This window comes from Streptomyces sp. ML-6 (assembly GCF_030116705.1).
Classification (GTDB): domain Bacteria; phylum Actinomycetota; class Actinomycetes; order Streptomycetales; family Streptomycetaceae; genus Streptomyces.
The window spans coordinates 242,964-264,087 of the sequence record NZ_JAOTIK010000001.1; the positions used below are offsets into that span (position 1 = coordinate 242,964).

Here is a 21,124-nt window from a genome sequence, read left to right on the forward strand (position 1 = left end):
CGCTCGTGCGGCAGGCCCTCAGGGGCCAGGGCGTGTTTCGAAAGTCCCGTCCGGCCGGGAACGCCCTAGGGGTGCCGCACCCTTCGTCTGCGCATCAGCACGACCAGGCCCGTGCCGAGAACGGTGAGCACCGCGCAACCGGCCAGGGCCCACAGGACCGCCTGGCCCGTTCCGGTGTCCGCCAGGCCCGAGTTGGGCACGTGGCCCGGGTCATTCGGCTCGCCCGGCGCGTCCGGTGCATCCGGCGTGTCCGGTTTTGGTGGCGGTGTGGTGTCGGGCAGCCGTCGGTTGACCGCTGTCACCGAGACCCCGACGTCGAGGTTTTCGGAGGTCAGCACCAGTGGCCCGAACACCGCCACGTCCGGTGCGGCGTACCCGGCGGGCGGGCTGATCTCCTGCCAGTAGTACGTGCCCGGTGTGCCGGTGCCGCGGCAGATGCCGTCGGTCTTGGTCGCGCAGGGTTTGCCGACCCGTGTGTCCGGCTTCGCTCCGGTGGTCTGCAGGTCGTCGGAGCCGTTCGTCTCCTTCCACAGCTGGAACTTCGCGCGGGCCAGCGGTTTGCCGTCCTGGTCATGTTTGACCAGACGCAGCACGCCCTCCTGTTGCCGGAAACCGAAGTCGTAGGTGTGGTCGTTCTCCCCCGGTCCGCCGGTGGTCAGTTCCCGCTGGGGGAACTTCGCACCGTCCGGGACGATGCCCTTGGAGTCGACGAAGTGGTTGTCACCGACATCCGCCTTCGTGGGCACCCACTGGTGGAGCGGTCCGCCCTTGGCGTAGTCGGCCGGCTCGTCGAGGCGGACGGTGTACTTGGTCCTCGGCTTCAGGCCGCCGGCGACGTTGGAGTCGTCGAAGTAGTACTCACCCCGCGCCGTCGTCCTTGTCGTCCCCACGACCTTGCCCGCCTGGTCGTACAGGTTGACGGTCACGCCCTCGACCGGTTTCTGGCCGGGGCGCTGAATGCCCGTGCGCTCGGGGTCGTACCAGACCCGGTTGCCGATCTGGAGGGGTGCCTGGTCGCAGAGCACCTCCAGGTCGCCCATCGAGGCGCCCTTGCCGAACGGGGCTGCGGTGCCCGGCGGGTTGAGGCGCAGGCCGAACTTCGGGTCCTGCTTGCCATCACGCTGGAGGAACGACGTGCCATAGCCGAAGGCGGTGTGGTTGGGGTCGAAAGCGGAGGTCGCGATGGTGTTCTCGACCTTGGAGAGCGCCATGCCGGCGAACGCCGTGTTGTGGTGACCACCCCAGCCGGTGTCGAAGAACCGGGTGCCCCGAGGGGACAGCCCGCAGCCGTTGTTGGTGTCCATCACATACATGCCGTTCGCCAGACATGCCTTGTTCAGGTCGCCGCCGGACAGGACGTTGGCAACCGAGTCGGGCGTGGGGGCGGCCGGGGCGCGGTCGCCCAAGCGGTCGCGGAAGGCCAGCAGCATGGAGCCGTCGGCCTCGAAGTCGATCTCGCCCAACTCCGGCTCGGGCTGGGCCAGATAGCTCCGGCACGGCTGGCCGTTCTGGGAGGTCGGGAAGGTGCTGGTCCAGGGGAACCAGCCCGCGCCGTCGCACGGGGGCCCGCCGACCGTGGACTGGCGCGGATAGTCCAGCGGCTGGTCCAGCACTGGCCTCCGGAACGCTCCGGTGGCGAGGTCGAAGGGCATGACCACCGCGCGCAGGTCCGAGACCTTCCCGGTGGACTCGCCGGAGCACACCCCGCCGACGTAGCCGACGCCGTCATGCAGGCCGAGGCCGAACGGGCGCCAGTCCCCCGCCGCCGGACAGCCCGGGTCCGGGATGCCGACGACGGCCTTGGGCGCCGACGCGGTCGCCGCCGTGGCGTCGTAGCGGTAGAGCTTGCGGTTGTTGAGGTTGACGACGAAGAGGTCCTTGCCGTCATCGGTGATCTTGATGCCGCCCAGACTCTCCTTGCCGGGTACGGCAAGGAATGCGTCATCGGTGCCCGAGCCGTGCGCCGTCGTCCCCGCGTCCGGGACGACGGTGAACAGGGTGGTCTTCTTCCGCGCGGGATCGCTCACGTAGATCCCCCCGGCGCCGCCCGGGCCGTAGCCCGTGGTGCGCTTGGCCACCGCCGAGGAGAACACCCGCTTGTCGGCCTTGTTCCACGCGATGCCGAACAGCGCGCCGGTCTCGGCGTTGGTGGCGATGTCCGTGACGTCGGCGTCGACGCCGGCCTGGCCGCGCGCATCGTACGGGAAGGAGACCAGCGTGCGCTGCGCCCCGCCCTCTCGGGTGGTGGGCTGACAGGTCGTCACAAGCGTTGCGTTCTTCTGGCAGTAGTCACCCGGATTCCACAGCCCGGTGGTGTACGCCACGCTCTTCCCGTCGGAGAGGTCGACGAACTCCTCGTTGCTGCTCAACTGGTTGGGCGCGCCGTCCAGTCCCTGGCGTGAGGCGAAGGCCGGGAACAGCACGTCCGGCTTCGGATTCATCACCTGTACCCGGTACTTGCCGCTGGTGGCCTTGCCCGCCGGCGGGGTCAGTGTCACGGTGCCGTCGGCTGCCGTGACCCCCTCGGTGCCCACCCCGGCGTCGTCGGTGAGGGTCACCTCGACGCCGGCCATCCCGGGTTCCAGCGCGGGTGCCCACACTCCGTCGGTGTCCACGGCCCGGACCACCCGGACCGTCACTGATCCATCCTTCTCCTGCGAGTGCGCCGCGGGCGCCCCGGCCAACGAACCACTACCGATTCCCGAAGCGAGCGCGACCAGACAGCCGACGGTGCGGCGGCCGAGTAACCCCGGTCGCCGCCGACGCGGTCGGGGCGCGGCTCCCTTCACTTGTTCATTTATTGATGTCATCCCTTGCTCTCAGCGTTCGGAAGGGCTTGCAGCCCTGCTCGTGAGGGAGTACATGGAGATACGGAGAACCGCATTGTCGGCGATCCTAAAGGGAAGTTAAGCAAGATCGTGACCGAATGGTGAATTTGCCCTCGGGCGGCACCCTTTTCAGGAGAATTCCGTGCCTTCCCGTCGGTGCCCGTGCGGTGCACACGCCGCAGGAACCGTCCGGCGAGAAGAATAAATGGGACAGGCGTTCGGTAGCGGGTAATTGACTCCCGTGCCCGCTACGGATTCGTCTCCGCCGGCTTCCCGGGGCACCGCCTCGGGAACCGGGCCACCGTCACCGCATCCCGCGCGGCGCCTCGTCGCCGGGTGGGGAAAACCCCCGGCGAAACAGGTGGCGTTCCCCAGGGACCGGGCGGGCGGGGTGAGGCAGGGTTGTCCCGCCCGAACACTGCACCGTTCTCCAGGGGGATCCTCCATCATGTCCAGTCCCGCGGTCCCTGGGCGGTCCGGGCGGTTCGCAGGCGTCCCGGGCCGCGCGCCCGCCCTGCTCGCCGCCCTCGCCGCCGTCCTCCTCCCCGCCGTTTTCGTGGTGCCGCACATGCTGGCTGCGGACGGATCGGAGGACGGCTTCGCGGATCAGCGCAACCTCATCGACACCGTCGGCGAGGAATTCGTCCGATACTGGAACTCCGGTGACCGGATGTTTTCCCCCGGGATGGAGAGGGTCGTCGATTACTGGTTCCGTTTCCACGTGGTCAAGGCGGTGATCGCCGCGGTCCTGTTGATCGTGGTCGTGGCGCTCGGCGTTCTTCTCCGGAAGTCCTTCCCGCGGGGCGGCGGTGCCGGGCCGGCCAGAAGGGCCGCCGTCGCGACGGGCCGCGTCGTCGTCACGGTGCTCGCCCTGTTCTCGTCGGTGATCGTGGTGGTCAACATCCAGGGTGCGGTGGCGCCGTTCACCTCGCTGCTGTCGATGCTGCCCGTGGGAACCCGCCACGGAAAACTCGCCGACACGCTCGATCAAGTCCGGCAGCGACTGGCCGACTCCTTGACCACGGGCGCCTCTCCCCCGCCCGCCCTCGATGCGATGATCAGCGACAACTCCCGGTATCACGTGGCGTTGGCGGTGACGGCCGCGATCGTGGCGGTCGCCCTCGTCGCCCTGAGCGGGGTGTTGTGGAGGCGGTTCCTGCGCACGGGACCGTCCGGCGAGCACTCCAGGCGTGCGCTGGGGGCATGCGGTGTGCTGACGGTCGCGTTGTCGCTGGTCGTGGCTGTTGTCGCGGTGGCCAACCTGTCCACCGCGTCCGATTCGGCGCAAGGGCTGTCGGTCTTCTTCAACGGCGGATGAGGATGCCGGTCCCCGCGTGAACGGCTCGGTCCCGTCCGGCTGCGTCCCGGTGAGCGGGCCCCGGCCGTCCGGGAACCCGCCCCGCCGGACTCCTCGGATGGCGTACCCGTCCCACAGGGGGCCGCCGAACCGGTCCAGCACTTCTGCCACGACCGCGGCGAAGGGCTTCACGTCGCCGGACATCGCCTGCGCGGCGGTTTCGGCCAATGCGCGGTGAGCACGGGGTCGTCCATGACCGCAGCGTACGTGCCGGCGTCGCCCCGTGGGAGAAGTGGGGTCCGCCGCACCCCGGCTCGCCCCGGGAACACGTGAGCGGCGTTGTGCAGATGCCCAGGAATCCGGTGTGACGGCTGGGCACCTGCGGACAGACAGGAGCGGAACGAGATCCCATCATGGCTCTGGTCACGATGCGAGGACGCGCAACGTGCCGTATCCGTGGAGGAGTTGCCATGTCGGGCAGGAGAAGGTGGCGTACGGTCGGTGGGCTTCTGGCCGCCGCCGTGTTGATGGTGGGTGCGGCGCCCGGGGTTTCCGCGGGTGCCGTCGGGGCGGGTGGCGCGGCCGGGGTGCCGTCGGTGGTTTCGGTGGACGCGGGAAGCGTCCCGGCCGTCGGCACCGACTGGGGTGCGCCGGGGCCGTACGCCGTGAGCGTGGAAGTCGGGATCGTGCACACCTTCTACCGGCCGCAGGACCTGGGGCAGTCGGGCAAGCCCCATCCCGTGATCATCTGGGGCAACGGCACGGGCGCGGTGCCCGCCGTGTACAGCTCGTTGCTGCGGCACTGGGCGAGTCACGGTTTCATCGTGGCCGCCGCCAACACGCCCACCTCCAACTACGCGATCAGCATGCGCCTGGGCATCGACGTGCTGGAGCAGCGGAACGCGGACAGTTCGAGTCCCTACCACCGCAAGGTGGATCTGGCGCACATCGGGTCGGCCGGTCATTCGCAGGGCGGCGCGGCCGCCGTCAACGCGGCGATCGATCCACGGGTGATCACCGCCGTGCCCATCCAGCCGGGTCCCCTGACCGATCCGGATCTGATGGACGAGCCCGTCTTCTATCTGGCCGGGCAGCAGGACAGGATCGTGTGGCCGGTGCTGGTGAAGGGGATGTACCAGGACTCCGACCACGTCCCTGCCGTCTACGGCGAGGTCCGGGGCGCCGGTCACCTCGACTCGATCGGCGACGGCGGGGACTTCCGTGCCCCGGCCACCGCCTGGTTCCGCTACTGGCTGATGGGGGACGGGGCGGCCGGCCGGATGTTCTTCGGCCCGGACTGCGGCTACTGCACGGATTCCGCCCTGTGGTCCGGCTGGGAGCGGAACGCCGCCGCGCTGCGGCTTTCCGCCCCGACGGCCTGAGGGGCAGCCCCGCATCGGTCAACTCGGCTGACCGGCTGGTGAGTTCGTTGTCCCGCCCCGGGGCTGGCGGCACCGTCCGCCCCGGAGTGGATACGGTGTTCAAGCCGCGGAGCGCTCCGCGAGGGGGCGGCGCCGGCGGGCCGGGTCGGTCAGGGACGACGGGGTCCAGACGGCATCCGTGCGGTAGACGTCCGTGCCCGGCGGGACGATCTCGTCGATGCGGTCCAGGGTCGCGTCGTCGAGAGCGAGTCGTGCGCCCTTCAACAGACCCTCGAGCTGGTCCGTGGTGCGCGGGCCGATGATCACCGAAGTGACGGCGGGGTGCGTCGCGGCGAAGGCGACGGCCAGTTCGGGCAGTGAGCAGCCGAGGTCGGCCGCCAGTTCGGCCAGTTGTTCCACGGCCTCGTACTTGGCGGCGTTCTCCGGAAGCGCGGGGTCGAAGCGGAACGGTTGCAGGGCGGCGTGGATCACGCGGGCGCTGTCGTCGTGGTCGGGGTTGCCGATCGCGCCGAACATCATCGTGCCGAGGCAGTGGACGCTGACCTCGATGCCGGTTCTGCCGAGCGTGCGGTATCGCAAGAGGACTCCTGGGCCGTGGTGCCTGCGGTATGCCCGGCGGAGCCTACGAGTTGGAGCGGACTCGAAGTCAAGGGCCGGATTCGGCGCCGCGGGGTACGTCGTGGCTAGTGGCGGGGGCGACACGCGCGCCCGGCCTCCGTTCAGCGGCCTCGTCGTCCGGTCCGGCCGCCGGCGTGACGCCGCAGCCATGCCGCCTCCGCGGCTGTCAGGTTCGGGTCCGCCAGTCTGGCCTCGATCGCTTCCTCGACGCGTCCCTCGGGGTCGATCCGGCAGCCCTTGCGCAGGCCGCGCACGAACAGGCTCCGGCCCAGGCGGGCGGCCGGTCCGGAGACCTCCGCGCCGCCGACCGTCACGAGGGTCATCGCCAGGTCCGCGGCGGGATCGCCGGCGCCCGCGTTGCGCCAGTCGATCACCACGGGACCGCGTCGGGTCAGAACCACGTTGCCCGGATGCAGGTCCAGGTGCAGCACCCGGTCGTCGTCCGCCGTCGCGAACCGCCGGGGCAGCCACTGCGGCGCCGGCAACGCGTGCAGCCGGTCGTGGAGGCGGCCCAGTGCCCGGCCGAGGGAGCCGACCCGCCACGGGCGCCGGGCCAGCTCGTCCAGCATCGTCGGCCCGGTCAGCCGCTCCAGGACCAGGTCGGTGTCGGTGAACCCGTACACCTGCGGCACCGGATACCCGCGGGCCGCCAGGTGCTCCATCAGCCGCGCTTCCAGCTCCGTCGGTCCCCCGTGCCTGTAGCGCCGCAGCACCTTGGCCCCGTCCAGGGCGTACACGTCGGCGTCCCGCCCCCGCGCGATCAGCTCCATACGGGAAGTCTGTCCCGTCGGCCCGCCCACTGCCCGCTCGGAGTCCCCGGGACTCCGGCGACGTCGTCAGAATCCCGGGACGTCGTCGACAGGGGGCCGGGGGCGGGGGATGGGTATCTCGCGTCGCATGTTCGTCCCGCCCGCGTCCACGCTCACGAAGACCGTGCCCAGGGTGGTGGACTGCTGGACGGTGAGGCCGTACTGGCTGACGTCCGCGGCCCGGCAGAGCGGATCGAGAAGACCGGCGACGACCCGCTGGGCATCGGCTATCTGCTCGGGCGGACAGCGTCGCAGCCGAAGCTCGGCGGCGACGACGCGCTGGGTGTGACGGATCGAGCCGAGGCCTGCCGGCATACAGACGTACATGAGTACCTCCACTCCTCGGGGGACACCCAGGAGAAGAATTTTCGGCCAGGTGGCCTAAACCACTATCTAGGGTCGCCTGACACTCTGCAACCCTGCAGAGTGCGGGGCGGCGGTCCCTGGTGGATCGTGGAACGCGGACCCGCCGACGAGAAAGGGCTCTGTCTGTGTCACGGCCCCGCTCCGGCCCCACGGTGGCCCTGCGCCTGTTCGCCTCCGAGCTGCGCGCCCGGCGCGAGGCCGCGGGCTTCACCCTGGAGGCCGCCGCCGCGGCGCTCGGCGTGCACGAAATGACGCTCAGCCGTCTGGAGCTCGCCAGGACCGCCCCGCGCCGCGCGACGGTGAGCCACCTGCTGCGCCTGTACGGGACCCCGGACACCGAGGCGGAGGCGGTTCTGGCCTCGCTGGAGGAGGTGCGGCGGCCGGGCTGGTGGCACCCGTACCGCGACATCCTCCCCGACCACCTGGCCGGGGTGATCGACCTGGAATCGGCCGCCAGCCTGATCCGTGCCTACGCCCCCGGCGTGGTTCCCGAACTGCTCCAGACCCCCGGCTACGCCCGCGCGCTCCTGGAGCTGCGGCACCCCCGGGCCGGCGCGGAGGAGATCTGCCGGCGGCTGCGGCTCCTGGAGGAGCGCCAGCGGCACACCATCCACCGCGCGGACCGGCCCGTGCGCTTGTGGGCCCTGGTCGAGGACGTTGTACTGGAGCGGGTGATCGGGAGCCGGGAGGTGATGGCCGAGCAGCTCGCCCACCTGGACCACTTCGCCGTGCACCGGGGAGCGGTCACCCTGCAGGTGATCCCCGCGACGGCCGGACAGCACCCGCTGCTGCTGAGCGGAGCGGCGGAGATCATGCGCTACCCCCACCAACAGCTCGCCGACCGGCTGATCGTGCGCGGCCTCCACCCGGAGGCCGCGACGGTCACGGAAGACAAGGGGGCGGTCCTCGCCTACCTCGCCGCGATGGACGCGACCGCGGCCCTCGCCCCGCCCCCGACCACCCGCATCCGGACCGGAAAGGACGCCCCCTCATGACCGACGGCACGCAGGACCTGGACCTCCAGCCCGAGAAACCGCACTCCGCGCGGTTCTGGAACTACCTGCTGGGCGGCAAGGACAACTTCGCCGCGGACCAGGAGCTCGGCGAGCAGATCAAACGCGAGTACCCCGTCGTGGTCGACCTGGCCCTCGCCACCCGCGCGTTCCTCGGGCGGGCGGTGCGGCACCTGGCCGGCGAGCAGGGGTACCGGCAGTTCCTCGACATCGGCACCGGGCTGCCGACCGCCGACAACACCCACGAGGTCGCGCAGCGCGTCGCGCCCGACGCCCGGATCGTCTACGTCGACCACGACCCGATCGTCCTCGCGCACGCCCGCGCCCTGCTCACCAGCACGCCCGAGGGCGCCACCGACTACGTGGACGCCGATCTGACGGACCCGGACACGGTGCTCGCCCACGCCGCGCGGACACTGGACCTGGACCGGCCGGTCGCGCTGATGCTGATGTCCGTCATCGGCCACGTCACCGACCCCGTCGAGGCCGCCGCCCTGGTGCAGGAGTACATGACCCGCCTCGCGCCGGGCAGCTGTCTGGTGCTGTGCACGACCCTGGCGTCCCCCGAGGCCGACGCCGCGAGCGACTCCTACGGATCTTCCGGGGCCGTCCCCTACGTGACGAGCTCCGCCGAGACGATGACGGCGATGGCGAAGGGCCTCACCATTCCTCCGCCCGGCCTCGGACCGATCAACCACTGGTTCCCCGACCCGCACGCCGGCCCCGGCCCGGACAGCGAGCAATGGGGGTACGTCGCCTACAAGGCGGCTTAGGACGCGCCGGGGCGGACGGCCGGACGCGGGCTCAGCCCAGGGCGAGCCATCGGATGCCGAGCCGTTCGATCTGCGCCGCTTCGGCTTCGGTCAGCGGCTCCCGGCCGGTGGCCCTGCGCAGGAAATGGGGCCGGCTCCACCCCAGCCCGTCAATGGCCGCGGCGTGTTCCGTACCGAGGAGCAGCTCCGTCACGGCCTCACCGGCCGCCGGTGTCAGCCAGGGTTTGCGGCCGAGCGCGTCGGCCAGGTCGAGGCCGTGGACGGCGACCTCCACGACCCGGGTGAGGAGGAACTCCGACAGGAGCATGGCGTCGCCATGGCGCGTCCGGACGGTCCGGCCGGCCGGTTGGGCGCGGCACAGCCGATCGGCTCGTCGCCACGTCCCGGCGAAATCCTCGGCGCAGGCGGTGCCGTCCGCCGACCGCGCCGCACGGTCCTGGGCCAATGCGATCCGCGTACCGTTGGTCCGCGGCGAAAAGCGGTCGTCCGGCCGGTAGTACTCCACCGCGGAGATCTCCGCTTCCCCGGGTGCCGGCGCGTCCAGCATGGCCGGAAGCCAGTCCACCACCACGCATACGTGCCCGAGCAGGCCGAGCACGGTCCAGGGGGTGCAGCGGGTCGGGAGGTTCCACTCGGTCCCGGAGAGCCCCGACACGGCATCGGTGAGTGCCTGGGATTCCAGACGAAACGCTTCGCGCACACGGTCCTGGTTCATGCTGCACCACCGTTCCGCTCCGTGCGGAGCATGGAGTAGATCATCGGGTCGTTCCGCTGCCCGCGGCCACGGGCGTGCCCGTGGCCGCCAGGCGTGCACGTGGCCGCCGGACGTGCACGTAGTACCTGACCGGCCTGCCGGGCCGGCGCTGTGCGGGGTGTGAGGCCGGGCATCGGCTCAATCGGCCGGCGTACCCGGGTGCCGTACGCCGAACCACTGCTCGGCGCCCCACTCCTCGAACCGTTCCACCTCGGTGAACCCCAGCTTGGCCGCCAGGCGCATCGCGCGTTCGTTGGCGCTCTGCGTGCTGAGCACCACCGGTTCGCCGGGCAGTGCGGCGGCGGACCATTCGAGGGCCGCCGCGCACGCCTCGGCGGCGTACCCCCGCCCCCATGCCTGCGGCAGGAACAGGTAGCCGAACTCGGCCTCCCCGCCCTCGGGGCGGACGTGCCCCCGGCGGTCCGCGCCGCGTCGGTCGAGCGTGATCATGCCGATCATCGCTCCGTCGAGTTCCACGACGAAACAGCCGGGGCGTTGCCCGGGCACTTCGGGCACCGCGCGTTCGAGTTCGTCGCGCGGCCGGGCACCGCCGATGTACGTGCCCACCTCGGGCGAGGCGAACAGTTCGATGAACGTTGCGCGGTCCCGGGCCCCGGACTCACGGAGCACGAGCCGTTCGGTCCGTATCGGGGCGGGGGGCCAGGTGTCGGGTCCGAGTTCGGTCATGGGGGGCAACCTATCGTCCCGGCTGCCCCGATCGGTTTTCGCGTATGCCGGTGGTTCGCTTCGCCGGTTGCGCGCTCAGTGCGCCGTCGGGGTACGGGCGAGCGCGGCGGCCTCCTCCGGGGCCATGCCCGCGCCGAGATCCCGTTCGCGGTGGCCGGGGAAGCCCGGCCCGACGGCGGGCGGGACATCGAGACCGTACTGACCGACGGCGTCGTGCATCGGGTGGGTGGTGGCGACGCGACCGGCGCCACCGCGTTCGTCACCGCGCCGACCGCCGCTCCGCCAGAGCGGCGGGCCCCGGCCGGGAGTGTCCGGGGCGCGCCGTCCGTGGCCCGTCTGTCCGACGGGCCCTCGCTCCGCCCCTGCGCCTGCGTGGTCGCGAAGAGACGGGACTTTGGGCCTGTCCGGTTCGGGACCTTGGAAGACTCGTGGAACAGGAAGAATCCACTACCTTCACAATTTCTCGGCCTTTGTGGGAGGGGTTCTTCTTGCTGCGTACAGCCATGCCCGGATCCAGGTGGTGCTCGGCCCTCGGCCCGGTGTTCCGTGGCCCGCTGGCCGTCGGCCGTCCGGGGAGGCGCAGTTGAGGCGGGCGGCGTACCGGGCCCTGGGCCTGATGGGTGCGGCGGCGCTGCTGCTCGGCGGGTGCAATGCCCTGAACACGGACAAGACGCCTGCCCGGGTGAAGAGCGGTGTCTCCGAGCTCGATCTGGAGGTCACCGGCCGCCCCACCCCCGGCAGTCTCTCCGTCACGGAGCGGGTTCTGGCGCGGCTCGGGGCCGGGGACGTCGACGGGCTGGCCGGTCTCGCGGTGGAGGGCGAGGGTTCCGGGGACGACGCGAAACGCTGGGTGGCCCGCTGGGGCGAGGCCGCCCGACGTCCGGCCACGGCCCGCTTCTTCCCGGGAGAGAAGGAGAGCACCGTCGACATCCGCTTCGCCGGGGAACGCGGCACGTTGTCGCTCCGGTTGAAGGACAAGGGCTACGACGACGAGTACGGGGTCGTCCTGGGCGAAGACGGCTGAGCACGGGGGCCGGGGGCCGCGGCCCCTGCCGGGCGGTGGCCCGAGGGGCGTGTTCCGCGCTCCCGGTGGAGGGCGGGGGTCATTCGCCCGCCACCAGTTCGTCGAGCGGGGGCGTGCCGGCCTCGGCCGCGGGGCGGGCGAGGTGCAGTGCGGTGTGGAAATGGCCCGCCGATTCCCTGCCGTCCGGGTCATGTCCCTGGGCGGTCACCGCGTCGATGGCGTACCGCTGCTCGGCGGCGCCGGTGAAGCGGCGTTGGACGAAGGTGCGCCCGGTGTACGTCTCGGTGGCCAGGCCGTGACCGGCCAGATGCTCGGCGATCGGCGCGTAGGAGCCGGTGCGCAGGACGAAGGCCGCGACCCACGGCAGGGTGCGGGCGTTTTCCAGGAGGGGCTGGAACGTGGCCCGGGACAGGAAGCTGGCCCCGCCCGTGACGGTGATGAGCCGGACGCTCCGGACCGCGTCCAGCAGGTCCCGGGTCGGCCGGGCGGTCTCCAGGTTCTCGGCGAACCCGGCGTCGAGCAGGCCGACCGCCCGTGCGTGGGCGATGGCGTGGGGCGCGATGTCGAGGCCGATCACCGGGACGGCGTCCCGTCTGCGGTGGGCGCGGTAGAAGGACGTGTCGTACTCGGTCAGTTCCTCCGAGGTCATGGCGGTCACGCGCGGCGACGTGTAGTGGGCGTACAGGTCGTCCAGGGTCAACTCGTGGTTGAGCAGGGCCGCGTTGATGCCGTACGAACAGCACAGGTCCAGCACCGCTTCCCCCGGGGCCCGCAGCCGCAGCGCCGCCAGGCGGCGGAAGACGCGTTGGGCGTGGTGCGGTGTCCGGTAGCCGAACGCGCCGAGTTCGCGGAAGAAGGCGCGGGGGTCGGGCTGGTCGTAGATGTCGTCGAACGAGGTCATCGTGTGCTGCGCGGGCTTCCCCGCGTCGTCCTGCCGTGCCTCGGCCATCGCATGTCCCGTTCTGTCGGTCGGGCCGCCGTCGTGGGTCGTACTCCTCAGCCTCCCCCACGGATCCGGTGGCCGAGGAGCACCACCTCACGGTGGGCATCCGGCTCCAGCTCGCGCGGGGGACGAGGGTCGACGGCCCGGAGCGGCGGGGGTTTTCGCGGTGGGGACGTCCTTTTCGGCGCGGCCCCTCGGTGGTCAGGAGAGCGAGGTCGGTCCGCGGGGTGGCGGGACGGCGCGGAGCAGCTCCCACAACGGGCGCGAGCCGGCCGCCCACGCTCCCAGGGTGTGGCGGTCGACGACGTGGAGGCGCTGTTGCTCGGCGAAGGTCACGGCGGGGGCGGTCACCCGGCCGTTGGTGACGATCACCGCGATGTCGGCGCCGTGGACCTGGCGGGCGGTGCCGTTGAGGATCTGGAGGTCCGGCGTGCCCACGGCGGAGCCGGCGAGGCCGTCACGGCGGTGCTTGCACTGGATCACCCATCTGCGCCCGTAGGGGTCGGTGGCTTTCACATCGGCACCCAGGTCGCCGCTGCCGCCGACCCGGGTCGCGTCCCGGCAGCCGTCACGGTGCATCAGGTCCCGTACCGCGTCCTCGAACCGGGTGTGGTGCAGGGTGTCCAGCTGGGGCAGCGCGTAGCGCAGTCCCCGTGCCCGGACCGCTTCCCATCGTGCCCGCTGCTGCCTCCGGCGGAGCAGGCCCGCGCCGGCCAGTGCCGCGAGGACGCACAGGGCGATCAGGACCCACCAGTGGGCCAGCAGCCAGTTGACGACGGTCACCGTCAGGGCGACGCCCAGGGCCACGGCCACGCGGGGTCCGATCAGTTGGTCGTCGGCCTGTCGCCGTTTGCGGAGCCGGTTGGGACGGCGGGGCCTGTTGGGGCGGCGGGGCCTGTTGGGTCCACGGGTGCGCCGCCGGGCCGACGGGTGCCCGGCCGCCGCGGGCCGACGTCTGCGGGGGCTCACCGGCCGGCCTGCGTTACGCCGCTCGCGAGCTGCCCCAGGACGTGCAGGGTGCCTTGGCCCACCGGGGTGGGGGCCAGCAGTATTCCGAGCGCCAGGACGATGACGACGGTCATCTTCTCGTCGAAGCGGCTACGGGCCTGCGTACGCCGACGCAGCCGCAGGACGACGACAACTGCGAGCAGCACCGCCACATTGATGGTCAGCAACCGTCCAGACCTCCTCAACGACCAGTCACCATTCGGGGACGCAGAGTGTCAGTCCCGTTCTCCTGTGTAGCCGGATACCGGTCGGGCCGGAGGACAGTTGCTGACGAATGGCACGAAGCGATCGGTCCTGGCCGAATATCACGCGACTGCCGGCCGGAGGAACCTGCCCCGCCCCGCCCCTCACGCACGAGGTGGATCCATGCCTTCAGGCGGGCCATCGGGGAGGGGGGTGTGCCCTTCTCCGATGCCGATGTGGTCGCCGTGGTCGCGCGTGTCCGACACTGTGGTGATGGATCAGCTCGAACAGACCGTCGGAATCGTCCGCGACACATTGGGGCCGGACCTCGTCGGCACGTATCTCCACGGGTCCGCCGTGCTCGGGGGTCTCGTCCCGGCCAGTGACCTGGACGTCCTGGCCGTCGCACGCCGGAGCCTGAGTGGCCGTCAGCGGAGATCGCTCCTGGAGGGGCTGCTGGAGATCTCCGGTCTCACGCCCGCGGTCCGGCCGGTCGAACTCACCGTGGTGGTCCAGTCCGAGGTCCGTCCCTGGAGGTTCCCGCCGACCGGTGACTTCCTCCACGGCGAGTGGCTGCGTGCCGAATACGAGGCGGGACACGTTCCGCGGCCCGGTCCGATGCCGGACCTCGCCCTCGTGCTCACCGCGGTCCTGGCGGGCGATCACCCCTTGACCGGACCCCGTCCCGCCGAGGTCCTCGACCCGGTGCCGCACGCCGACCTCGTGCGGGCGAGCGTCGAGGGCGTCCCCGCGCTCCTGGAGGAAGTGGAGGACGACACCCGCAACGTCCTGCTCACCCTCGCGCGCGTCTGGACCACCCTCGCCACGGGCGGGATCAGGTCGAAGGACGCCGCCGCCGACTGGGCCCTCGCCCGACTGCCCCCGGAGCACCGCCCCGTCCTGGAACACGCCAGGAACCTGTACCTCACCCGCCACTACCAGGACGAGACCTGGAGCGACGAGCTGAGGGCCCGGGTGCGCCCGCACGTCGAGCACGTGCTCACCGAAATCGACGCTCCGCACCACCCACGGCCGTGATCCCGGTACGAGGGAGTCCCCGCCGGTCGTCGGCGGGGACTCCGTGGTGCCACCCCCCTTGGTGTCGCCACCGACACCTCCCACCCGCTGCCTGGAGCCAGTGACCGGTGCCCGGGCCGGGACCAGAGTGGTGCCATGCCCACTCGACGCGAAACCCTCGCCGCCTCCGCCGCCCTCACCGGCGGCGTCCTCCTGTCCGCCGCACCGTCCGCGGCGGCCGGTCCCCGCACGACGCCGGAACGCGCGGCGGCCGTGTCCGATCGGCGTTCCGGTACCGCCATCGCCCTCACCCACGCCACCGTCCTCGGCGCGGGCGCCGACCACACCGTCCTCGTGCACGACGGCCGCATCACCCGTACGGGCCGTTCGGCCGAGGTTCCGGTTCCCCCCGGGGCGACGGTGTACGACCTGACCGGCAAGTACATCGTCCCGGGCGGCCTCGTCGAGTCCCACGTCCACAACAACGGGCCGGAAGACGTGCTGCCGCCCCTCTTCCCGCTCAACGGTGTGACCGCGGTGCGCGAGATGTGGGGCAGGCCGGTCCACCACGAGTGGCGGGACAAGGTCCGCGCGGGTGAACTCCTCGGCCCCCGCTGGGTGATCGCCGGTTCGATCATCGACGGGAGCCCCTCGCTGTGGGCCGGAGACCTCGAAGAACGCGTCGTCGAGGTCACCGACGCCCCGTCCGCGCGCCGCGCGGTGCGCGGGACGAAGGCGAGCGGCGCCGACTTCGTCAAGGTGTACTCGCGGCTCACGCCCGAGGCGTACGAGGCGATCGCCGACGAGTCCCGTCGGCAGGGCCTGCGTTACGCGGGTCACTGCCCCGACACCCTGCCCATCGCCCGTGCGAGTGACGCCGGGCAGCAGTCCATCGAGCACCTCCACGCCCTCCTCCTCGCCACTTCGGCCCGGGAGTCCGAGATCAGGCGGGCCATGGCGAAGGTCCGCATCGACCCCGCCACCGGCACCAGCTTCGAGCGCTATGCGAGCTGGTTCCGGCAGGTGCACGCGGTGGAGTGGCGGGCGGTGCAGACGTACGACGTCGGCCGCGCCCGTGCCCTGTTCGACCGGCTCGCCGCCAACGGCACCCGCGTCGTACCGACCCTCACCGTCCACCATTCCTTGGAGCGCACCGCCCAACTCCCCGATGACTCGCCCGAGTTCGCCTATCTGCCCGGCTGGATGACCGGAGAATGGCCCACCGTCTGGTCCGCCCTGACCGCAGGACGGACCGCGCGGGACACCGCCCGCATCCACCGGATCTACGAGCACCGGCTGCGCCTCGTCGCGGAACTCCACCGGGCCGGTGTGCAGTTGCTCGCGGGCACCGACACCGGCACCGGCTACGCGGTACCCGGCTTCTCCCTCCACCACGAGCTGGAACTGCTCGCCGAGGCCGGGCTGCCCACCCGGGACGTCCTCCGCGCCGCGACCACCGCGCCCGCCCGGATGCTCGGCCTGCCCGCCGACCGCGCCGATCTGCTGGTCCTGGACGCGGACCCGCGCACCGATGTCCGCCATACCCGACGGATCGACTCCGTCCTGGTCGCGGGCCGTTATCTGGACCGTGCGGAGCGCCTGCGCCTGCTGTCCGACGTGGCACGCGCCGCCGCCGCGAGCGAGCCCCCGGCCACGGGTGTCGCGGCTCCCCACGTCTGCGCCCACTGACGGCCCGACCCGGCCGGGCCGCGTGGCGAACGTACTGGCCCACGCGGCCCTGCCGGGTGTCTACCGGGTGCTCACCGGACGTCGTAGGCGCGGGTGACGGTCTGGGTGACCGCGTTGCCGTTGGCGTCGGTGAAGGCCGCCTTCAGGGTGACCTTCTCACCGGAGGCTCCGGTGTGGTCGAGGACCGCCGTCCAGCGGCCGTCCTGCTGCTCGGTCGGCGCCTGGGTCCAGGTGGTGCCCCCGTCGTAGGAGTAGGACAGCGTGGCCTTCGTGAGCGCGGCCGGGGTGTATCCGGCGTGGCCCTCGACGGACAGGCCGACCTTCAGGTCCTTCTCCGCGGGCAGGGTCTTCATGCCGTCCACCGGCAGGTCGTAGGCCGGGAAGAGCAGCGGCAGGCCGCGCGAGAAGACGTCCGTCTCCCGGTGGGAGCGGAAGGTCCAGGAGGTGGAGACGGCGGTGGAGCGCAGCCAGTTCCGGTCCGAGGACGCGATCTTCTGCAGGTTCTGGGTCAGCTCGTAGACGGAGTCGTCGTCCGGCACCTCGAACACGCCGTAGGGGTCGACGCGCTTGCCGATCAGCTCGCCGTCGCGCTTCAGCGCCAGGTTGCCGATGTCACCGAAGGAGCCGCCGTAGGACCAGTGGTCCCCGGAGCCGTCGAGCCAGAACCCGGTCTGGAAGCCCATCAGGTTGCCCTGGCGCTCGGCGGTCAGCAGCAGTTTGCCGTCGGTGTCACGCGGCGCGGACGGCCTCAGGAGGTCGCCGTACCACTCCTCGGTGCGGTGCTCCCCGGGCCGGTAGACACGGTTCTGGTCTCCCATGAACGCGGCGAACGGGAAGCTGGTCATGGCGCCGTGGTACCAGACGGCGTCCTCGGCGGCCGTGTAGTAGGCGGTGCGGGTACCGGGCACGTGCACCGAGCCGTACGGGCTCACGGGAACGTACGCGGCGCTGTCCTCGGCGGGGCGCAGGAACAGGGCGTCGAGGTAGTCCGCTTCCTTGCCCATGGCGTTCCAGGTCTCGGTGACCCGCGCCAGCCGGGAGTCCTTGGGCCGGTACGTCCGGTCGGCGCCGAGCGGGCCGTGGGTGGGGAACGTCAGGTTGTAGACGTACGACGAGTCGTCCTGGGAGCCGGAGGCACGCCAGGTGGGCCGGAACGTGAAGGTGCCGTCCGTGACGCGCCCGTCGATGTCCGCGTAGAACTTCTGGACGGTGCCGTCCGTGGTCAGCGAGCCGGAGACCAGCCAGGTGTCGTCCCAGGTGCGGGCATAGCTGAAGGTGGTCGTGTCCACCTTCGCGGGCCGTTCGGTGTCCAGGCTCAGCCGGTGGGCCTTGCGGGCGTCGAGGACGACGGTGGTGTCCCGGGTGAGACGGAGCTGCGGCTGCGCGAGGTAGCTCATCGATTCGGGCGCGTTGCCGGCGCCGTACGTCGTCACGAAGCCGCTGAGGGAGTAGCTTCCCGGACGGACGCGGTAGGTCTGGTCGGGCGCTCCGGCGTTCTTGCGGCGCTCTCCCTCGTCGGTGTCCAGGCTGACGAGGTCCAGGGAGGAGTCGCCGGTCGCGGCGGCACCGTTGCGGTCGAGGGTCTTGACCCGGAGCGTGACCGTCTCCGGCTCGACGTGGAGCGTGACCGGCACGGAGACGTGCACGTCGTTTCCGGTGGCCAGGATCCGGCCGGTGACCGCGCCGTACTGGGAGTCCTGGAGGCGGGCGGTGGGGTCGATCCGCACCGGCAGCTGGACGGTGGCCCCTGCGGGGACCGTCAGCTTGCGCTGCTCCGCCTTGATGATGCCGGAGCGGACCGCGCTGCCGTCGTTGCCGTGCACGTCACTGACCTTCAGGTCCAGGGTGACGTCCTTGGTGCCGGTGTTGGTGAACGGCACCTGCACGGTGGTGCGGTCGGACGCGTCCTGGGGCCAGTTGTAGCTGCCGGCCTGGACGGAGGGAGCCGCGAGCACCTTCTGGTTCACCGCGGCGAACACGTCGAGGACGCCGCCGCCGGTCTCCTCGGCACCGGCCACCTTCCCGCCGGTGCGGGCCGAGGAGACGAGTGCGGCCTTGATCTGCTGCGCGGTCCAGTCCGGGTGGGCCTGGCGGAGGATGGCCGCGGCGCCCGCCACGTGCGGGGTCGCCATCGAGGTGCCGGACATCGACCGGTAGGCGTAGACGCCGCGGCCGCCGGCGGAGGCCGCCGAGATGTCGACGCCCGGGGCCGCGATCTCGGGCTTGAGCGTGTGCGTGACGGCCACGGGGCCGCGGCTGGAGAACTGGGCGGTGGTGTCGTCCCGGTCCACGGCGCCGACGGTCAGCACGTCGGGCACGCACCCGGGCGAGGAGACGGTCTCGGTGCCCGGTCCGGAGTTGCCCGCGGCGACGACGAACAGGGTGTGCTTGCTCTGCGCGAGCTGCTCCGTGGCCTGTGCCACCGGGTCGGTGCAGTCCCTGGCCGACAGGTTGCCCAGGCTCATGGAGACGATGTCGGCCTGCTGGTCGACGGCCCACTGCATCCCGGCGATGACCCAGGAGTCCAGACCGGCCCCGCTGTCGTTGAGGACCTTTCCGATGAGCAGGGAGGTGCCGGGGGCGACGCCCTTCTTCTTGCCGTCGCTCGCGGCGCCGGACCCGCCGACCGTGGAGGCGGTGTGGGTGCCGTGGCCCACATAGTCGTCGGAGGTCTTGGAGTCCGTGAAGTTCTTGGTACCGGTGATCCGGTCGGCCAGGTCCGGGTGCTCGGCGTCCGCGCCCGTGTCCAGCACGGCGACCTTGGTGTTCTTGCCGTCGTAGCCGGCCCCCCATGCCTCGGGCGCGTGGACCTGCTTGGTGGACCGGTCCAGAGTGGCCTCGACCTTGCCGTCCAGCCACAGCTTCTTCAGCGCGGAGGCGGAACGCGAGCGGGGGTCGGTGACGTCCCGCCAGAACGTGGCGGCGGTGTCCTTGTCCGCCTTGAGCGCCACGCCGCCCACGGCGGGGAGCAGCAGGCTCTGCTCGGAGCCGCGAGGTGCCTCCGGCGCGTTCCTGGCGACATTCACGCCATTCCCGTAGGTGGCGATCAGCGGGAGCGCGTCGGTGTGCGCGTCGTCGTAGCCCTGGCGGATGAGACCGGTGACGTTGAACAACTGGTCGTCGACCACGCCCTCGCTGATGGCCCGGGTGACGCCGTCGGGATAGACGTAGAGGTCCTCGCCCGACTGGTAGGTCCGGAACATCGGCTGCGTGCCGTCCTCACGGGGCAGCACCGCCGCGGAGCTGCGGCCCGACTTGTCCGTGGTCACAAGGACCTTGTCGCCGGTGACGAGCGTGACCGTCGTCTGCTTGCCGCGGTTCTGCGCGGCCTCGCTGCCGACGATGGGTCTCTTCCCCGAGGCGGCGTCATGGGGCGCGTCCGCCGCCCCGGACGGCGTGACCGCCGTGAAGGCCAGGGTCGCGGCGGACGCCGCACCCATGGCTATACGCGTGATGGGATGCATGAATCTCCCTACTCGGCACAAAGATTTGGTGCGGCTGCAGCCTGGCAGACATGCGCATGGTGCAGGGATGCCTGCGCGTGACGGGTTTCCCGCATGTCGGTTTTCCGTCAGGCGGTCATGCCGGGGTGCTGGTCACAGCCAGCCCGCGCGGGCCGCGTGCCAGCCGAGCTGCAGTCGGGAGTCCGCTCCCGCGAGGTCCATCAGGCGGCGCGTCCGCCGCTCCACGGTCCGGATGGAGACGCCGAGCTGCGAGGCCGCACGCCGGTCGGAGACCCCCGCCAACAGCAGGGACAGGACCTCGAGTTCGCCTTCGGTCGGCTGTTTCTCCGCTGCGACCTGCGCCCGTACACCCGTGGTGGTGGGGTACAGCGGCCGGGCCTGCGCCCACTCCTTCTCGAACAGGTGCACAAGGGCGGTGAGCAGGCCGCTGCGGTGCACGACGATGGCGCTCGGTTCGCCGCAGGAGCCGACCACTTCCAGCGGCACCATGGCGCGTTCCCGGTCCGAGACGACCATCTTCAGCGGCAGGGTCTCGACCAGGCGGAGTTCCAGCCCCGCCGTGATGGCCTCCCGCATGTCCGGCGCCACCTCGTGTCCGTCGAGGTAGTCCTTCGTGGCCACTACCCGGAACTCGACCCCGCGGTCCAGTGCGGAGCTCTCCGCCAGGTCGGTGTCCTCGCGCGGCACCGCGATCGGCGCGCCCACGAGGAACACGAGCAGTTCGCGCTGCGCGCCGCGCTGCAACTGGTGGAACCGGTGGGCGACCTGCTCCACGCCGACGACCACCTCCACGACGCTGCCCGCGGAGTGCGCGGCGGTGTTCCGGTACTGCTCGGTGAGCACCGAGAACGCGGTCTCGGCCCGTTGCAGCGCGTTGCGCTGCTCGACGAGGAGCGGGGCGAGGGCCACGGACGGCGGGGTGAGCCGGTAGCGGGTGGCGGGGCCGTCGCCGGTTTCCCGGCCGGCCGGGGCGGGTGCCCCGCCGCCCGCTTCCTCGGACACCACCGCGACCAGGCCGCGTGCCGCCAGGTCGCGCAGGACGCGGGCGATGCCGGCACGTTCCAGTCCGGTCTGCCGGACGAGGTCCTGGGCGGAGGCGGACGACCGGGGCAGCAGAGCGGTGTAGACGGCCTCCTCGGCCGGTCCCAGCCCCAGCGCCCGCAGCATCCGGTTCCCTCCCCCTTTTCGGACGGAACCCTATCCCTGCCGCCCGGCGCGCCGTGCGCCGACCCGGAATGCCTGCCGCCGGGAGGGGCGCGGACGTCCGGC

At 71.7% G+C, this 21,124-nt stretch carries 18 protein-coding genes and 1 pseudogene; 7 read left to right on the top strand and 12 right to left on the bottom strand.

What is annotated here, in order from left to right; all coding sequences use genetic code 11:
* Positions 1–65: 65 nt before the first annotated feature.
* Complete coding sequence (locus tag OCT49_RS01150) at positions 66–2,639, bottom strand: SdrD B-like domain-containing protein (protein ID WP_283850005.1); 2,574 nt, start codon at positions 2,637–2,639, stop codon at positions 66–68.
* A 637-nt stretch (positions 2,640–3,276) separates the two neighbouring features.
* On the opposite strand from OCT49_RS01150, the gene OCT49_RS01155 reads away from it, so the two are divergent.
* Both OCT49_RS01155 and OCT49_RS01160 read left to right on the top strand, forming a co-directional pair.
* Positions 3,277–4,146: a hypothetical protein gene (locus OCT49_RS01155; RefSeq protein ID WP_283850006.1), complete on the top strand. Its 870-nt coding sequence runs from the start codon at positions 3,277–3,279 to the stop codon at positions 4,144–4,146.
* 449 nt (positions 4,147–4,595) lie between these two features.
* Positions 4,596–5,507 (top strand): poly(ethylene terephthalate) hydrolase family protein, encoded by a 912-nt coding sequence (locus OCT49_RS01160; RefSeq protein ID WP_283850007.1) that lies wholly within the window; start codon positions 4,596–4,598, stop codon positions 5,505–5,507.
* Between the two features lie 99 nt (positions 5,508–5,606).
* On the opposite strand, the pseudogene OCT49_RS01165 reads toward OCT49_RS01160, so the two are convergent.
* The 3 genes and pseudogenes from OCT49_RS01165 to OCT49_RS01175 all read right to left on the bottom strand — a co-directional run.
* A pseudogene (locus OCT49_RS01165) lies at positions 5,607–5,969 on the bottom strand (aldo/keto reductase); the annotation flags it as partial.
* 257 nt (positions 5,970–6,226) lie between these two features.
* Positions 6,227–6,895: a phosphotransferase gene (locus OCT49_RS01170; protein ID WP_283850008.1), complete on the bottom strand. Its 669-nt coding sequence runs from the start codon at positions 6,893–6,895 to the stop codon at positions 6,227–6,229.
* 66 nt (positions 6,896–6,961) lie between these two features.
* Positions 6,962–7,261 carry a hypothetical protein gene (locus OCT49_RS01175; RefSeq protein WP_283850009.1) on the bottom strand — a complete coding sequence of 100 codons (300 nt, stop codon included), beginning with the start codon at positions 7,259–7,261 and terminating at the stop codon, positions 6,962–6,964.
* 164 nt (positions 7,262–7,425) lie between these two features.
* On the opposite strand from OCT49_RS01175, the gene OCT49_RS01180 reads away from it, so the two are divergent.
* Both OCT49_RS01180 and OCT49_RS01185 read left to right on the top strand, forming a co-directional pair.
* Positions 7,426–8,295 (top strand): helix-turn-helix domain-containing protein, encoded by an 870-nt coding sequence (locus tag OCT49_RS01180; RefSeq protein WP_283850010.1) that lies wholly within the window; start codon positions 7,426–7,428, stop codon positions 8,293–8,295.
* Positions 8,292–9,086, top strand: coding sequence for an SAM-dependent methyltransferase (locus tag OCT49_RS01185; RefSeq protein ID WP_283850011.1), 795 nt, complete (start codon positions 8,292–8,294; stop codon positions 9,084–9,086). The genes OCT49_RS01180 and OCT49_RS01185 overlap by 4 nt, the downstream gene beginning before the upstream one ends.
* Positions 9,087–9,117: 31 nt before the next feature.
* Here the strand turns inward: OCT49_RS01185 and OCT49_RS01190 are convergent, their stop codons facing one another.
* The 3 genes from OCT49_RS01190 to OCT49_RS01200 all read right to left on the bottom strand — a co-directional run bounded on the left by OCT49_RS01190 (position 9,118) and on the right by OCT49_RS01200 (position 10,746).
* Positions 9,118–9,801, bottom strand: a complete 684-nt coding sequence (locus OCT49_RS01190) for a maleylpyruvate isomerase N-terminal domain-containing protein (protein ID WP_283850012.1) — start codon at positions 9,799–9,801, stop codon at positions 9,118–9,120.
* Positions 9,802–9,978: 177 nt separating this feature from the next.
* Positions 9,979–10,527 carry a GNAT family N-acetyltransferase gene (locus tag OCT49_RS01195; RefSeq protein WP_283850013.1) on the bottom strand — a complete coding sequence of 183 codons (549 nt, stop codon included), beginning with the start codon at positions 10,525–10,527 and terminating at the stop codon, positions 9,979–9,981.
* 75 nt (positions 10,528–10,602) lie between these two features.
* A complete protein-coding gene (locus OCT49_RS01200; protein ID WP_283850014.1) occupies positions 10,603–10,746 on the bottom strand; it encodes a hypothetical protein in 144 nt (47 codons plus the stop codon).
* A 364-nt stretch (positions 10,747–11,110) separates the two neighbouring features.
* Here OCT49_RS01200 and OCT49_RS01205 point away from each other — a divergent pair, with 364 nt between their 5' ends.
* Entirely contained in the window at positions 11,111–11,551 is a 441-nt protein-coding gene (locus tag OCT49_RS01205) for a hypothetical protein (RefSeq protein ID WP_283850015.1), read from the top strand.
* A gap of 79 nt (positions 11,552–11,630) precedes the next feature.
* On the opposite strand, the gene OCT49_RS01210 is transcribed toward OCT49_RS01205, so the two are convergent.
* The 3 genes from OCT49_RS01210 to OCT49_RS01220 all read right to left on the bottom strand — a co-directional run bounded on the left by OCT49_RS01210 (position 11,631) and on the right by OCT49_RS01220 (position 13,669).
* Positions 11,631–12,500 carry a hypothetical protein gene (locus OCT49_RS01210; protein ID WP_283850016.1) on the bottom strand — a complete coding sequence of 290 codons (870 nt, stop codon included), beginning with the start codon at positions 12,498–12,500 and terminating at the stop codon, positions 11,631–11,633.
* Between the two features lie 195 nt (positions 12,501–12,695).
* Positions 12,696–13,307 carry a restriction endonuclease gene (locus OCT49_RS01215; RefSeq protein WP_283850017.1) on the bottom strand — a complete coding sequence of 204 codons (612 nt, stop codon included), beginning with the start codon at positions 13,305–13,307 and terminating at the stop codon, positions 12,696–12,698.
* 152 nt (positions 13,308–13,459) lie between these two features.
* Complete coding sequence (locus OCT49_RS01220) at positions 13,460–13,669, bottom strand: hypothetical protein (protein ID WP_283850018.1); 210 nt, start codon at positions 13,667–13,669, stop codon at positions 13,460–13,462.
* Positions 13,670–13,958: 289 nt separating this feature from the next.
* Between OCT49_RS01220 and OCT49_RS01225 the strand changes: the two genes are divergently transcribed.
* Both OCT49_RS01225 and OCT49_RS01230 read left to right on the top strand, forming a co-directional pair.
* Complete coding sequence (locus OCT49_RS01225; RefSeq protein ID WP_283850019.1) at positions 13,959–14,723, top strand: aminoglycoside adenylyltransferase family protein; 765 nt, start codon at positions 13,959–13,961, stop codon at positions 14,721–14,723.
* Positions 14,724–14,858: 135 nt separating this feature from the next.
* Positions 14,859–16,391, top strand: coding sequence for an amidohydrolase family protein (locus tag OCT49_RS01230; protein WP_283850020.1), 1,533 nt, complete (start codon positions 14,859–14,861; stop codon positions 16,389–16,391).
* 71 nt (positions 16,392–16,462) lie between these two features.
* Here the strand turns inward: OCT49_RS01230 and OCT49_RS01235 are convergent, their stop codons facing one another.
* Both OCT49_RS01235 and OCT49_RS01240 read right to left on the bottom strand, forming a co-directional pair.
* Complete coding sequence (locus tag OCT49_RS01235; protein ID WP_283850021.1) at positions 16,463–19,855, bottom strand: S8 family peptidase; 3,393 nt, start codon at positions 19,853–19,855, stop codon at positions 16,463–16,465.
* Between the two features lie 132 nt (positions 19,856–19,987).
* A complete protein-coding gene (locus tag OCT49_RS01240) occupies positions 19,988–21,022 on the bottom strand; it encodes a helix-turn-helix domain-containing protein (RefSeq protein WP_283850022.1) in 1,035 nt (344 codons plus the stop codon).
* Positions 21,023–21,124 lie beyond the last annotated feature (102 nt).